Origin of the sequence: Bradyrhizobium sp. NBAIM01, assembly GCF_020194115.1 — a bacterium.
GTDB lineage: Bacteria > Pseudomonadota > Alphaproteobacteria > Rhizobiales > Xanthobacteraceae > Bradyrhizobium > Bradyrhizobium yuanmingense.
In genome coordinates this window covers 107,901-123,279 of record NZ_JADYVU010000004.1, presented here as the reverse complement: position 1 = coordinate 123,279, position 15,379 = coordinate 107,901, and the positions used below count along the sequence as shown (strand labels likewise).

Sequence of the window (15,379 nt, the reverse complement as noted above, 5' to 3'; positions counted from 1 at the left end):
GCTCCCTGGTCTTTTTTTATAGTTGTCACATGCCGAGATAGGCCTTGCGCACGCGATCGTCGGCGCGCAGCGTGTCGTTGTTGCCTTCGAGCACGACATGGCCGGCTTCGAGGACGTAGCCGTGGTCCGCGGATTCCAGCGCTTCCGCGACGCGCTGCTCGACCAGCAGCATGGTCAGCCCGGACTGGCGGCGAATCTCGATCAGCCGATCGAAGATGAAGTCGGCGGTTGAGGGCGCCAGCCCCATCGAGGGTTCGTCCAGCATCAAGAGTTTCGGCGAGGAGGCGAGGCCGCGGCCGATCGCGAGCATCTGCTGCTGGCCGCCTGACATCGTGCCCGCGAACTGGCTGCGACGCTCCTTCAGCACCGGAAGCCATTCGAAGATGCGCTCGATGTTGCTCTGCCAGTCGCGTCGACCGCTCTCGGTCATCGCACCCATCTCCAGATTCTCCATCACGGTCAGTGACGGGAAGACTTGGCGGCCCTCGGGGACGTGGGCGATGCCGAGATGGGCGCGCTGTGGCGGCGGCACTGCGAGGAGATCGACGCCGTCGAAGGTGATGGCCCCGCCGCTCGGCTTGACGATGCCGGAGATGGTCTTGAACAGCGTGGTCTTGCCGGCGCCGTTGGGTCCGACGATGGCGACGAACTGGCCGGCGCCGACATTGATCGAGATGTCGTTCAGCACGGGTTTGGCGGAATAGCCCGCGCTCAATCCCTCAATTCGCAGCATGGCCCACCCATTTCTTGCCGAGATAGGCCTCGATCACCCGGTTGTCGCGCGTCACCACTTCCGGCAGGCCTTCGGTGATGACGGCGCCGTGGTCGAGCACGACGAATCTGTCGACCAGCCGGACCATCGCCTGCATCGTGTGCTCGATGATCGCGATGGTCATGCCGTCGCGCGCGAGCTGCTGGATCACGGCGACGACCTCGTCCGCCTCGCCGTGGCCGAGGCCCGCGAGGGTCTCGTCGAGCAGCAGGATGCGTGGCTGGCCGGCGATAGCGCGGGCAAGTTCCATCAGCCGCAGCTCCTTGGTCGAAAGCTCGCCGGCGACGCGGTCGGCGACGGCGGAGAGCCCGACACGGGCAACTGCATCGGCGGCAAGCTTGCGAGCTTCGTCGTCGGACCGCGCGCGCACATAGGCACCGACCACGACGTTGTCGAGGATCGACATGCGCAGGAATGGTCGCATCACCTGGAAGGTGCGGCCGATGCCGGCCTCGCAGATCACGTGCGGCCGTTGGCCGGACATGTTGCGGCCATCGATCAAGACCTCGCCCTCGCTCGGTTTCAGGAAGCCGTTGAGGAGGTTGAACAGCGTGGTCTTGCCGGCGCCGTTGGGCCCGATGATGCCGAGGATCTCGTTCTGGTGCAGCTTGAAGCTGACATCCTGCACGGCCTTGAGGCCGCCGAAGGACCGCGACAGGTTCCTCACTTCGAGCATGACTTCCCCGGTGGCAGCCCGCTGTCGCGGTGCGGGCTTCAGCGTGGTGACGTTGGCAGCCGATGTTTCGGGCAGGTCGGAGGCAGGCGCCTTAGGCGCGATCCGTTTGCGCAGGAGATCGCGCAGCTTCCAGAACAGGCCTTCCGGTGCCAGCAGGATGACGCAGACGATGGCGAAGCCGAAGATCACGCCCTGGATGCCGGGGAAGCGCGCGCCGGCTTCGGCATGCAGGATCTCGGCGAGCGGGATCAGGATCACCGAGCCAATCACCGGCCCCCAGACCGTGCCGACGCCGCCGAACATCGCGACCGTCAGCGCCTGGGCCGACACCAGCATGCCGAACACCGATTGCGGCGTCACGACCAACAACACCTGCGCGTAAAAGCCGCCGATCGCCGCGGCAATGGCCCCGCTAAGCGTGATCGCGCGCAGCTTCCAGGCGAGCGTATTGATCCCGGCCGCCTCGGCGGCGGCCTCGTTCTGCTTGATTGCGAGCAGTGCCATGCCGAAGCGGGAGCGCTCGATGAATTGCGTCAGCACGATGGTGGCAAGCATGATTGCGAGTCCCAGCAGCGTGTAGATGCGCGGATCGGCGAATTGCATGTAGGCGATCGGCGCGTCGCGCTTGATCGGAAGGGTCACCTCCTGGAAGCCGAGCCACTCGAACACGTAGAGGATGGCAAGCGGGTAGGCGAGCATCGCCAGGGCGAAATAGTGGCCCTGGAGGCGGAAGGTGGGAAATCCGATCAGCAGCCCGGCGATGCCGCCGAGCACGGCGGCGATGGGGATCAGCAGCCAGGGCGATATGTCGAAATAGATCTGGCCAAGCGCGGTGGCATAGGCGCCAATGCCGAAGAAGGCGGCATGGCCGAACGAGATCAGTCCGGTGTAGCCGCTGAGCAGGTTCCAGGAGAGGCCGAACACCGCCCACACCGGCACCAGGGTCAGGATGAGCTGGTAGTAGGAATTGGTGACGCCGAGCGACAGCGCGGCATAGGCGATGGTGAAGAGCAGGGGAGGAAGAAAGGAGCGCATCCGGAGCATGATCACGTCCTCTCCACCATCCGCCCGAAGAAGCCTTGCGGTCGGAAGAAGATGATGAGGAGGAAGACGGCGAAGATCGCGGCGTTCTGCAGCTGCGTCGGCAGGATCAGCGTCGACATCTGCTGCACGAGCCCGATCGTCATGCCGCCCCAGAACGCGCCGATGATGCTGCCCATGCCGCCGAGCACGACGCCCGCATACATGACGATGACGTATTCGAGGCCGACGAACGGGTGGAACGGATAGTTCGTCGCGAGGAGGCCGCCGGCGATCGCCGTGATGCCGCAGCCGAGCGCGAAGGCGGTTCGGTGCGCGCGATCGACGTCGATGCCCATATAGGTCGCGGCGGTCGGATTATCCGCGGCGGCGCGAAGCGATTTGCCGATCCGCGTTCGCGTGATCAGCAGTGAAAGCAGGATCATCATGACCAGCGAAACGATCATGTCGATGCTGCGGGCCTTGTTGAGAAAGATGCTCATGTCGAAGAAGGGGCCGAGCTCCCAGGCCGAGCTCGACAGCGGCGTGCGGATCGAGGCCAGCACCGAGCCGAACACGATGAGGCCGCCGTTCTGCAGGATCAGCGCGATGCCGAGCGTGAGGATCAGCTGGGCGTAGTGTCCCTCGCCTTCGAGCGAGGCGGTGCGCGTCCCCGAGACGTGCGAGATCAGTGCCCGGTGGACGAAGTAGCCGAATACGGCAAGCACGGGGCCGGCCAGCAGGATGGAGACGAACGGTCCGACGGCATTGCCGAAGAACGACTGAACGCCGGCGGCGGTGAACAGATAGAAGGCAGTGTACATGCCGAGCATCATGAAATCGCCATGGGCGAAGTTGATGACGCGCATGACGCCGAAGATCAGGCCGAGCCCGACGCACATCAGGCCGTAGACGGCGCCGATCAGAAGGCCCGCGGCGAGCGCTTGCAGAAATCCTTCCATCAGCTTCGCCTCCGCGCGGCTGACGAACCTAAGCGGGTCTCGAAGTCGACCATGTTTCCCCCGTACTCTCCGGCACTTCTTATGATGCCGATCGTAAAACCCGTTCCGCCGTGTCCAGGCGGCATAGTGCTGCGATATCGCCGGCGTTGCCGAGCCGTTCGCAGCTCTCGATGAGTTGCTCCAACTGGCACGTGCGGTCCTCACCGAGGACTCCCTGAGCGGCCGTGCGAAAGCGCGTGCGAATATCTGAAGGCGTTGCGGCGATGACGTCGGGTAGCGCGTGCCGGATCGTCCGCCCGCTCTGCAGATGCACGGTCACATCCGCGCCCTGCTTGTCGGGGAACGCGGTGGTGAAGCCGACATCCGGCTCAAGCTTCGTGATCGCAACCAGGCGGATGATATCGACATCATCGAGTTCGGCGTAGTTGCCTTCCTCGATCTCGCCCCTCACGAGGGTGGCCGCGACGCTGAAGGGAATGCTCATCTTGGCCTGGAGCGCGTTCCGATACGGGCCGGTGGAGGCGCACCCAGGATAGCGCACGGCGGCATCGGGAGCGCGAACGACGACGCTGTCGATCTCCTCGGTGCCGGCGAGTTCGTGCGAGACGCGAAGGGCCGCTTGCGCGGCGGTCTGCGCGAAATTGCAGGCCGGGACCGGCTTGTTGTAGACCGCCATGATCTCGCATTCGCCACTCGGGAACAGCGCGATGCTGTCGGGCGCGGCCTGGCGACGATAGGCGGCGAACAGGCCCGCTTCGCCTTCGAGGATCGTTTCGGAGCCGAAAGCGCCGGCTGCGGCGAGGCCGATTGCCTTGATCGCATTGCTGGCGGCGAAGCCCGGATGAAAATACATGTCGGAGCCGCCTGCATGCGGCCACTCGTTGAGACCGCTGGACGTGTTGGCGGCAATCGCGATGGCGCTGGTCGCTGCGTCTTCGGGCAGGTTGAGCGCGAAACTTCCGGCGAGCGCCGCGCCCAGCGGGGCCACGAGGCCGGTCGGACGATAGAGCCGGGCGAGATCGGAGGTCAGGAGCGCGCGGCCGATCCGCGCGCCGGTCTCATAGCCGATGATGGCGGCGGCGAGCAGTTTTGCGCCGTGCAACGGCGCCTGTTCCGATAGCGCGAGCAAGGTCGGCCAGATCACGACGCCATGATGCGCAATGCTGGCGGCATGCATGTCTTCCCGCACGAGTCCGTGCCCCATCACGGCATTGGCGAAGGCGGCATCGGCCGGCGAGGAGAGTCGCGACATTCCGACGATGGTTGCGCTGCCGCCACCTTGTGCGATCGCGATTGCCTGACGACTCCAGGGATGATGACCCGCCTCGAAGGCGCAGGACAGGAAGTCGAGCAGGCAGAGCTTGGCCTTGGCGACCACTTCAGGCCCGAAATCTCCGAGATCAACGGCAAGTGCGCTCCGCGCCATCTGGCGCGCGAGCGATACCTTGCCTGATCCGGTCGGGCCGTTCGTCATCGCAAGTGTTTCTCCCAAAGGCTCTTGCGCTCAGCCGCGCATCTCGACTCCGGCCCAGTCCTCGAGCACCTTGGCGATCGAGGTGAAATCGGATGACGGGCCGTATTTGGCGTTGGTGATCGCCAGCATCTGCCGTACCACTGCGCCGCAGACCATCGGCACGCCCATGGCCTCGGCCTCGTCCACGCAGAGACGGACGTCCTTGTAGGAAAGGCCGGTGGCGAATCCGAAATCGAACGTGCCCGGCAGCACCGAACGGGGAAATTTGTCTTCGGAGGCGCTGTTGCGGCCGCTGCTGGCGTTGATGATATCGATCAGCACCTTGGCGTTGACGCCGCCCTTGACGCCCATGGCGACCGCTTCCGACGTGATCACCAGTGCCGCCGCCGCCATCAGATTGTTGGCGAGCTTGGCGGTCTGCGCCACGCCGGGCTTGTCGCCGGTGTAGAACAGCTTGCCGAAATTCTTCAGGATCGGCTGCACGATGTCGTAAGTCGCTTGCGGGCACGATACCATAACGGCGAGCGTGCCGTTCACGGCGCCCTTGATGCCGCCGCTGACGGGCGCATCGACCAGCGTCATGCCTTTGGCTTTCAGCCCTTCCGCAACGAGCTTCGCCGCGCCGGGACCAGAGGTCGAGAGATCAACGACGATCTTGGCGCGGTTGCCGCTGCTGATGCCGTCCTCGCCGAGAGTGACGGCCTTGACGATGTCGGGCGTCGGCAGACTGGCGAGCACGATGTCGGCGCGCGAGGCGACGTCGGCCGGCGACTTGCCGACCAAGGCGCCGCGCTTGACCAGCGGCTGCGTCGCGTCGGTCTGCGTGTCGTAGACGACGAGCGAATAGCCCGCGTCCATCAACCGCCCCGCCATGGGGCCGCCCATGCGGCCCGTTCCGATCACACCGAGCGTCTCTCCCGCCATCGTTCACTCCCTGTCGCGCGATCCCACGCGGGGCGCGCCGTCTTGATCTTGTCGTTGTCAGTTCGCCGGCCGGCCCTGACGACCGCCGTCGTTGCGGCGGCGGGTTCCCGTGCCAGCGTGCCGGATTGTTATGATTGTCAGACAAGCTGTCAAGCATAACATTTGGGTCGACAGTTTGCCGCGGATCGGCATAAGGTCCGAAAAACGAGGAAGACGCCCCGCGTGCCGCAAGACCCAATTCCCAGCGTGAGCAGGACGCTCGCCGATTTCGTCGCGGCGACATCGTGGGCGGACGTGGAGGCGCAGAGCGGCGAGGCGCGACGCTCGATACTGAATTTCTTCGCCACGGCACTCGGCTCCGCACGCGATCCGGTGGTGATGGCGGCGATGCGAACCCTGTCGCCGTTCAGCGGCGCCGCGACCGCGACGGTCATCGGTCATTCGCAGCCGATGGACGCGATGTGCGCATCGTTTCTCAACGCCATCTCGGCCAATCTGCTCGATTTCGATGACACCCATCCCGAGACGATCATTCATCCGGCGGCACCGGTCGCAGCTCCAGTCCTCGCACTCGCGGAGACGCATAAACTGTCTGGACGCGAATTGTTGACGGCGTTCATCCTCGGTGTGGACGTCGAATGCCGCATCGGCGCCGCCGTTTCGCCGCGCCATTATGCGCGCGGCTGGCACATCACCTCGACCTGCGGGATCTTTGGCGCCGCGGCGGCTTGCGCGAAACTATTGGGGCTGCCCGCGGAGGGCATTGCGAATGCCATCGGGCTCGCGGCGAGCCAGTCGGCCGGCAATGTCGAGAACCTGCCCAGTGCCGCGAAGAATGTCAGCGTCGGCAACGCGGCGCGCAACGGCTTGTTTGCGGCGCTGCTTGCAGAGCAGGGTTATGAGGCAGCCCCCCACGCCATTGAAGGCCCGCTCGGTTGGGCACGCACCATGGGTGACGAGCCGGATATTGCCCGCTTGCTTGATGGTCTCGGCAAGACCTTTGAGATCGCCAAGAACACCTACAAGCCCTATCCCGCCGGCATCGTTTTTCATGCGGTCATTGATGCCTGCCTTCAGTTGCGAGAGCAGATCGGTCGGCGATTCGACCAGATTGACACCGTGACCGTTCAAGGCTCGACGCTGCTGCTTGCGCGCGGCGACCGCCCCGTCAACAACGAGCGCGATGCGCGCGTCAGCATCCATCATTGCGTGGCGTGCGGATTGCTGCTCGGCAGAGCCGGCGTCGCCGAGTTTGCACGCGAGACGGTCGGCCGGCCCGATATTGTGCAGCTGCGGCAGAAGGTGAGGGCGGAGTGGGATGACGGGATGCCGGATGGTGCGGCACGCGTGACCGTGCGCCTGTCGTCCGGCGAGGTTTTCACCGAGACCGTCATCTCGCCGCGCGGCAGCCGGGCAGCGCCGCTTGAAGATCGCGATCTCGAGGCCAAGCTGCGCGAAAGCGTGCGAACGGGCCAGAGCAATTGGGACGCGGACGGTGTCATCGACGCCGTCTGGCGTCTCGATGCGGTGGCTGACGTCGCCGAACTGCTGCGATCGTTGCGGCCGCCCTCGGCGATGCGCCGAACAACTTCCATCTAGACTCTCGCAAGACCTGAAAGGGACGATCATGACCAAGACCGAACTGTTCGAAAAGGGCCTCAAAGTCCGCAAGGAGGTGCTCGGCGAGGACTACGTCAACAAATCGATCGCCGGTGCCGACGAGTTCACGCGCACGATGGCGGAATGGTCCACCGAATTCTGCTGGGGCGCGCTGTGGACGCGGCCCGGCGTCGACCGTCGCACGCGCTCGATCGTCAATTTGGCGATGCTCGGCGCACTGAACCGGCCGCACGAGCTGAAGCTGCACGTGAAGGGCGCGTTGAAGAACGGGCTGACCAAGGAGGAGATCAAGGAGATCCTGCTCCAGGTCGCGGTCTATTGCGGCGTGCCCGCCGGCATCGACGCCTTCCGCAACGCACGCGAGGCCTTCAACGAGGTCGACGCGGCCGGCTCCTGAGCAAATCCATGGCTGACCCGATCTACGAACTCTTCGCCATCCGCTACGCAACGCGGGATGCGCAGCGGAGCGACCACTTCATCGGCGGCGATCCGCATGACGGGCCGATGCCGATGGACTATTTCATGTGGCTGGCGCGGGGAGGTGGGCGCACCTTCGTCATCGATACCGGATTTAACGCCGAAATTGCGAAGCAGCGCAGGCGGACATTCTTGCGCTGCCCGGTGGAGACTCTTGTTGCGTTCGATATCAAGCCGGCCGAGATCAAGGACGTGATCCTCACACATCTGCACTACGACCATGCCGGCAATTTCGACCGCTTTCCGAACGCGCGATTTCATCTGCAGGAGCGCGAACTCGCGTATGCCACCGGACGCTACATGCAATATCCGAGGTTGTCGCATTCCTTCGAGGTCGAGGACGTTTGCGGCATCGTGCGGTTGAACTATGCGCGCCGCGTCCTGTTCTACGATGGCGATGCTGAGATCGCTCCCGGGCTGACGGTCCATGCGGCGGGGGGACATTCCGCCGGGCTTCAATTCGTCCGGGCCAACACGCGCCGCGGTCCGGTCGTGCTCGCTTCCGACGTCAGTCATTTCTACGAGAACCTGACCAGCGAGCGTCCCTTTACGACGGCGTTTCATGTCGGCGACATGCTGGCGGGGTTCGACAAACTGCGCGCCGCAGCGCCGGATGCGGACCACATCGTTCCAGGTCACGATCCGCTCGTCATGATGCATTATCCAGCGCCGACCCCGGATCTGGACGGGATCGCGGTCCGCTTGGATGTGGCGCCGTCCGGGCCTGCTCACTCCTAGGGCGGCGAGAGGACCACGCACCGCATCCTTGTCGAGCTTCCGCATCTTCAACTCTGGCACGATCTGCGGCCGATCGGAGACGGCTGACTATCCTGCCAGAAAGCCGCCATCGATGGCGACGACGGTGCCGGTCGCGTATTGCGAGGCCGGCATGCAGAGGAACGCAACCGCGCAGCATCTAGATCATGATGCGGTCAGGTTGGAGGCGCCAAGCGGATTGGAACGAAAGGTCTTCGCCAAGCATCGCTACATCGGCTCGATGCCGATCTTCTTGATGATCCCGGCCCACTTCGTGGACTCGGAGCTCATGAAGTCGGTCAGGCCCTTGGAGTCCATCACATCTCGGCTTACCCAAGCGAAAGGTCTGCGCTGTTTGTCGAAATATCCGGTTTGACGTCCGTCAGGCAGGGTGACAGGCCATCACTTTCGGTCACAGGCGCAGCCGTGAGAATAGGTCACTTGGGATTGGTGTCTTTGTAGATGATCCCGTCCTTCATGATGACGACAAGCTTATTTGCGGGGTCCTCGATGAGGCGAATGTCTTCCAGCGGATTGCCATCGACGAGCAGGAGATCGGCCAATGCGCCTTCCTCGACCACTCCGATCCTGCCGGGATAAGGATTCCGCGCTCCGGAAAGCGCGAGCAGCTCTCCATTGGTTGAGGTCGCCATCGTCAGCGCTTCCGCCGGCGTGAACCACCGCGTGAGGTCTACGATGCCCTGACCCTGATGCTCGGCCAGTGGCTTCGAGAAGAGGATATCTGTTCCAAAGGCGGTCTTGATCCCAAACTTCTTGACGAACCCGTACACGGTGTCCGTTCCCGCAACAACCTGGCGCATCTGCGCCTGTTGGGCGGGCGGGAGCATGGCTGCGCCGCCGAGGTCTACGAACGGCTGAGTGCTCAGCCAGATTTGCTTCTCGGCGATGAGGCGTGCAGTCGGTTCATCCATGAGATGACCATGCTCGATCACTTTGACGCCCGCGGCGATGGAACGTCGAATTGCGCTCGGTGTATATGCGTGTGTTGCAACATACGTCCCCCAATCGGTGGCGGTTTCGACGGCCGCGCGCAAGTCCGCTTCGCTGAATGTGGTCACATCAAGTGGGCTGAAAGGCGAGGCGACGCCTCCCCCTGCCGTCAGCTTGACCTGGGACGCGCCCTGCATGAGCTGTTCGCGCACGCGCTTGCGGACCTCGTCGGGATCATCCGCGATGATGCTTCCGCCGAGCTGTTCGACGCGGCTTGCTCCGCCCTGACTTTGCGGCAGCTCCCAAAGCTCGCGGAAGTCTCCATGGCCGCCGGAGACCGTGATGACGGCTCCCGATGGATAGATGCGGGGACCCGGGACGAGACCTTCATCGATCGCGCGTTTGAGTGAGAAGGTGGGGCCGCCCATGTCCCTGACTGTCGTGAATCCGCGCATCAGTGTCGCTGTCGCTTCCGCGCTCGCCAGCAGCGTCGTATATCCGAGGTCGCTCGACAGCATCTGCGCGGGTGTTGGACGGACCATCATCGCGTGCCAGTGCATGTCGCTGAGCCCGGGCATCAGCACGCGTCCACCGCCTTGTATGACGCGGGCGTCCACGCGACGATCGGTTGGAATGGGCGCGGTCACGATCCGCTCGATGATGTTTCCGCGGATGACGACATTCGATGGGACGGAAAGCGTCTCGCTCTTCCCGTCAAAGATGCGCACGTTCTCGAAGACGGTGACTGCAATCCGCTCTTGCGGCTCTGCCGGCGTGAGAAAGGTGCACGTCGCAACAATGATCGTGGCACACTCGGCTATCCGCATTTGCAGTGTTCCTTCCTAGCATGTTGTGTTCTCTCGCCAGCGGCGCGGAGCCCGGCAGAAGTTGTCGCGCCGCACACGAGTTCGTTCCGATTCGCTCGACCGACAACCATCGGGCCGTGACCATTTGGCGAGAGCCATCCATCAGAACACTCGTGGCAAGGTCGGGTCCCTATGCTGCTACATTCGACTTGCGCCAGCTTCCGCTTGATGTGAGCTCCGTTGCACCAAAGGACCCGCATAGAAGTACGTCCCGCGGATTGAGCGGGGTCCCCGAGCCTTCCAGTCCGCCAGCTTAGAGACGCCGTCTGTCCCGTACATTAGGGATTCTCTGTACACCGGCGGAGCAGGAATCGGGGTGCCAACTGTGGAAATAGCGCTCTATGAAAGCTCTACCCGGGTAAACTTGGTTCAATTTTCTGCGCAGCTTACTAATAATCTCTCGTAATCCGGCAGCGTACTCCTCAATCATCGAAGTAGCTCATCTAAGCCAGACGACATTCTTTCGTTACGTTCTATGTTTTTGTTAGGATCGGGCATTCTTAGCCGCTTTTGATTGTGCCTTTCGCGCGCTCCCGTATGCGCTGGAAGGTGACGTAGAGCATCGGCACCAGGAAGATCCCGATCGAGCTTGCTGCGAGCATACCAGCGAAGACAGCGGTGCCCACCGCTCTGCGGCTCAGCGCGGCAGCTCCGGTCGCAATGACCAGCGGCAGAAGGCCGAGGATGAACGCAAGTGACGTCATCATGACCGCACGAAAACGCATATAGGCACCCTGAACCGCGGCCTCACAGATCGGGATACCCGCCTCCCGCTGTTCCCTCGCAAACTCGACGATCAGGATGCCGTTCTTGGCGGCAAGAGCGATCAGCACAACGAGGCCGATCTGGCCATAGAGGTCGAGATTGAGGCGCGCAGTCATGATGCCGAGATAAGATCCGAGCACACCGACGACCACCGACAGCAGCACCGGGATCGGGATCACCGTGCTCTCGTAAAGTGCGACCAGGAACAGATAGGCGAACATCACGGCCAGCGCGAGCACGATTCCGGTCTGACCTGCCGCTCCCTGCTCCTGAAAGGCGGTGCCGGTCCAGGCGAAGTCGTAGCCGGACGGCAGCACGGTGTCGGAGATCTGCGCCATCGCGGATAGCGCGGTGCCCGAAGAGGTCCCCGGCGCAGGGCTGCCGTTCACCGTCACGGAACGATGATTGTTGTAGCGAGTGATGACCTGCGGCCCGGTTACGACCATGACGTCGGCCAGCGCCCGCATCGGCACCATCTCGCCGTTGTTGTTGCGCACGTAGATCCGCCAGATATCCGAGACGTGGGCGCGATCGGATGCGTCGCCCTGAACGTTGACCTGCCAGGTGCGTCCGAACAGGTTGAAGTTGTTGACGTAGACGCCGCCGAGCGTCGCCTGCAGCGCCATGAAGATGTCATTGACCGCGACGCCCAGCGCTTGGGCCTTTCGCCGGTCGACGTCGAGATAGAGCGACGGATTGGTCGCGGTGAAGGTCGAGAACACCCGCGTGAGCCGCGAATCGGCGTTGGCGGCGCCGATCAGGGCGTTTGTCACGCTCGAAATCGCGGCTGGGCCCTGTCCTTCCAGAGCTTGAAGCTGGTACTCGAATCCGCCGCCGGTGGAGAGGCCGATGATCGGCGGCAGGTTGAACGGCAGCACATTGGCTTGTCGTACCTGGGCACCGGCTGCGAATGTCCTGGAGATTAGCGCCTGCGCCGAGTCTGCGGCCGCCGTCCGGTCGGAAAATGGCTTGAGCCGCGCCACCACCAGTGCGCTGTTCGATTGGGAGACGCCATCGAGCATTGAAAAGCCGATCACCGCGAGCACGTGATCGACGGCCGGCATCTGTTTCAGGACGTCTTCGATCTCGCGCGTAACCTGGCTGGTGCGCGCGACCGACGCGCCGTCGGGCAGTTGTACGGAGGTGAAGAAGGCGCCCTGGTCCTCCTCCGGCAGGAAGCCGGTCGGAGTTAGCAGTGAGACACCGAAGATGCCGGCGGCGAATACCGCAACCAGCAGCAGCGAGAGGGCGGCCCGGCGCACGAGGTAGCGGACGCCGTTGCCGTAGCGCTCGCGCAACCAGTCGATGCCGCCGAGTACACGGCCGATGATGCCGCGGGGCCGTCTGCCGTGACGCATCAGCAGCGCGCACAGTGCAGGGGATAGCGTCAGGGCGTTCAGCGCCGAAATCAACATTGCGGCGCTGATCGTCACGGCGAACTGACGGAACAACGTGCCCGAAATGCCGGGAATGAACGCGATCGGCACGAAGACCGAGAGCAGCACCAGCGTGATCGCGATGATCGGCGCGGTGATCTGGGTCATGGCTTTCTTGGTGGCCTCGGCTGGAGCCAGGCTTGGTTCCGCCGCCATGACGCGCTCGACATTCTCCACGACGACGATGGCATCGTCGACGACGATGCCGATGGCGAGGACCATCGCGAGCAGCGATACCGTATTGGCCGAATAGCCGAACGCGAGCAGAACTGCGAACGTGCCGATCAGGCTCACCGGTACTGCGATGGCCGGGATCACCGTCGCACGGAGACTACCGAGGAAGATATAGACGACTAGCATCACGAGGACGAAGGCTTCGGCCAGTGTCCGCAAGACCTCCGCGATCGTGTCCCGAACGAAGCTCGTGGAATCGTATTGGACGAGATAGCTCAGTCCAGGCGGAAATCGCATTGACAGCCGTTGCATCGTCTCGGCCACCGCTCGCGCCGTGGTCACCGCGTTCGCTCCCGGCGCAAGGTAGACTGCGATCGGAACGGCGGCGCGCCCGTCGATCCGCGCCTCGCTGTCGACGTTTTGCGCACCGATCTCGACGCGCGCGACGTCTTTCACCAGCAGCGAGGATCCGTCGGGATTGGCGCGTAGCACGATGTTGGCGAATTGATCGGCGCTGGCGAGTCGGCCGAGGGTCTGCACGTTGAATTGGAACTGCTGATCGTCGCTGATCGTCGCTGATCGGCCGCGCGCCGATGCGGCCGACGGCAGCTTGGACGCTCTGCGCGCGGATCGCGGCAATCACGTCCGACGGGGTCAAGCTGAGGCTGGTGAGCCGCTGCGAATCGAACCAGATTCGCATCGAATAGTTCATCTTTGCGAACAGGTTCGCTTGGCCGACGCCCGGCGTGCTCGCGATCGCGTCCAGCACGTTGATGATGGCGTAATTGGTGATGAAGAGGGGATCCTGCTGGCCGTCGGCGCTGTAGAGCACGAGGAATTGCAGGATCGACGAGGATCGCTTCTGCACCCTCACGCCTTGCTGCTGCACCTCCGTCGGCAACTGCGACAGCGCGCTCTGCACGCGATTATTGACGTTGACCGTGTTGATGTCGGCATTGGTGCCATGCGCGAAAGAAATGGTGAGCGTGTAGCTGCCGTCATTGCCGCTGGTTGATTTCATGTAGAGCGCGCGGTCGACGCCGATCACCTGCGCTTCGAGAGGCTGGGCGACGCTGCTTTCCACGACCTCGGCGGACGCGCCTGGGAAGGTCGCGGAGACGGTCACCTGCGGCGGCACGATATCCGGAAATTGCGCCACGGGAATTTGCGTGAGTGCCAACGCGCCGGCAATGGTGATGAGAAGTGCGATCACTATCGCAAGGCGCGGCCGATCGACGAAGACGCCCGATATCATGGAGTGCGGTCCGCGGCGTGGGGCCGGATCGGAGTGCCGCGGCCGCTCCGCGGTGGCGCCTCGCTCGCTGCGCCGTCCATGCTCGACCGCAGGAGTGCGCTTGCTGCATCCGGAGCGACGGTCTGACCCGCGCGAACCCGCTGCAACCCTTCGGCGATCACCTTGTCGCCGGCAGCAAGCCCGCCGATGACGGCGGCAATTGCTGCGGTCGATTGTCCGAGCTGAACGCGCCGCTGCTCTGCCTTATTGTCCTTGCCGACGACGAGAACATAGTCGCCACGCTGGTCGGACAACACCGCCGCGCGTGGGATCGCAAGTACTTCGATCGGGTGGACGCCTTCGAGCAGAACGGTGACGAATTCGCCGTCGGTCAGCTCGTGCGCGGTCACGCCTGCGGCAGACGGGGCGCGCAAGATCGGGTTGGCAATCTCGCCGCGGACCGTGATCGTGTCGGTGTTCTGGGCGATGCTGTTGTCGACGAAGTTCAGTTTGCCGGACTGACCGTACATACGGCCATCGGGCAGCCGCAGTCTGATCGTCACCGCCTCGAGGCCGCCTTGTGGGAGGTACCGCTCGCGCAGCTCGAGCCCCTCTCGCAGCGGCACCGGGAACGTGACGTGCATCGGGTCCTGGCTGACGATCGTGGTCAGCACGCCGGAGGAGGGCCCGACGATGTTGCCTTCGGTTACCGCCGTGCGACCGATCTTGCCGTCGATCGGAGCATTGATGACGGTGTAGTCGAGATTGATCTGCGAGGCCTGGACCTGCGCCTGGGCAGCCTGGACCTGGGCCTGTAAGCTGCGCTGGGTGGCGAGCGCGGCGTCATAGGTCGATTGCTGCCCGGCCGGCCCGCCGAGAAGGGTGTGCGCGCGCTCCGTCGTCAGCCTGGCGTTTTCCAGCATCGCCTCGAGTTGCGCCACCTGCGCCTGCTTGGCTGCGAGATCGGCCTCGAATGGGCCGCGCTCCAGCCGATAGAGCTGGTCGCCCTTTTTGATCTCGGCACCCTCGTTGAACAGCCGCTGCTCCAGAGCGGCGGTGACACGGGCCGTCACGTTGACCCGGTTGACCGCCTCAACTCGGCCGAGGAACTCGTTGCTTTCGGTGATCAGCCGGCGCGTTGCCTCCACAACGCCGACGGCAGGCGTGGAAGGCGTCGGCTGGGTCCGGACAGTCCCGCCGATCGAGACCGTAACCAATCCTGCCGCCAGTAATCTGGTCGCGACGTCAGCAAGGTTCATGGTCCGCTCCGTG

The 15,379-nt window shown here is 63.9% G+C and carries 10 protein-coding genes and 1 pseudogene; 3 read left to right on the top strand and 8 right to left on the bottom strand.

The window, feature by feature from the left end; all coding sequences use genetic code 11:
• Positions 1-25: 25 nt before the first annotated feature.
• From I6F31_RS15790 to I6F31_RS15770, 5 genes are all read right to left on the bottom strand, one after another.
• A complete protein-coding gene (locus tag I6F31_RS15790; protein ID WP_036011537.1) occupies positions 26-733 on the bottom strand; it encodes an ABC transporter ATP-binding protein in 708 nt (235 codons plus the stop codon).
• A complete protein-coding gene (locus I6F31_RS15785; protein WP_193375194.1) occupies positions 720-2,492 on the bottom strand; it encodes a branched-chain amino acid ABC transporter ATP-binding protein/permease in 1,773 nt (590 codons plus the stop codon). Before I6F31_RS15785 ends, I6F31_RS15790 begins: the two co-directional genes overlap by 14 nt.
• Before the next feature lie 2 nt (positions 2,493-2,494).
• Complete coding sequence (locus I6F31_RS15780) at positions 2,495-3,430, bottom strand: branched-chain amino acid ABC transporter permease (RefSeq protein WP_036035780.1); 936 nt, start codon at positions 3,428-3,430, stop codon at positions 2,495-2,497.
• A gap of 79 nt (positions 3,431-3,509) precedes the next feature.
• Positions 3,510-4,904 (bottom strand): MmgE/PrpD family protein, encoded by a 1,395-nt coding sequence (locus I6F31_RS15775; RefSeq protein WP_225185695.1) that lies wholly within the window; start codon positions 4,902-4,904, stop codon positions 3,510-3,512.
• A gap of 30 nt (positions 4,905-4,934) precedes the next feature.
• A complete protein-coding gene (locus tag I6F31_RS15770; RefSeq protein WP_225185694.1) occupies positions 4,935-5,828 on the bottom strand; it encodes an NAD(P)-dependent oxidoreductase in 894 nt (297 codons plus the stop codon).
• 222 nt (positions 5,829-6,050) lie between these two features.
• On the opposite strand from I6F31_RS15770, the gene I6F31_RS15765 reads away from it, so the two are divergent.
• From I6F31_RS15765 to I6F31_RS15755, 3 genes are read left to right on the top strand one after another with little or no spacing between them, the layout of a single operon-like run.
• A complete protein-coding gene (locus I6F31_RS15765; RefSeq protein ID WP_225185693.1) occupies positions 6,051-7,427 on the top strand; it encodes an MmgE/PrpD family protein in 1,377 nt (458 codons plus the stop codon).
• A 28-nt stretch (positions 7,428-7,455) separates the two neighbouring features.
• Complete coding sequence (locus I6F31_RS15760; protein ID WP_036011521.1) at positions 7,456-7,845, top strand: carboxymuconolactone decarboxylase family protein; 390 nt, start codon at positions 7,456-7,458, stop codon at positions 7,843-7,845.
• Between the two features lie 8 nt (positions 7,846-7,853).
• Entirely contained in the window at positions 7,854-8,663 is an 810-nt protein-coding gene (locus I6F31_RS15755) for an N-acyl homoserine lactonase family protein (RefSeq protein ID WP_225185692.1), read from the top strand.
• 455 nt (positions 8,664-9,118) lie between these two features.
• Here I6F31_RS15755 and I6F31_RS15750 read toward each other — a convergent pair whose 3' ends face one another.
• The 3 genes and pseudogenes from I6F31_RS15750 to I6F31_RS15740 form a co-directional block, all read right to left on the bottom strand.
• A complete protein-coding gene (locus tag I6F31_RS15750) occupies positions 9,119-10,459 on the bottom strand; it encodes an amidohydrolase family protein (protein ID WP_225185691.1) in 1,341 nt (446 codons plus the stop codon).
• A 539-nt stretch (positions 10,460-10,998) separates the two neighbouring features.
• Positions 10,999-14,128 (bottom strand): annotated as a pseudogene (locus tag I6F31_RS15745) (multidrug efflux RND transporter permease subunit).
• Complete coding sequence (locus I6F31_RS15740) at positions 14,125-15,366, bottom strand: efflux RND transporter periplasmic adaptor subunit (RefSeq protein ID WP_225185690.1); 1,242 nt, start codon at positions 15,364-15,366, stop codon at positions 14,125-14,127. The pseudogene I6F31_RS15745 and the gene I6F31_RS15740 overlap by 4 nt, the downstream one beginning before the upstream one ends.
• Positions 15,367-15,379: the final 13 nt, after the last annotated feature.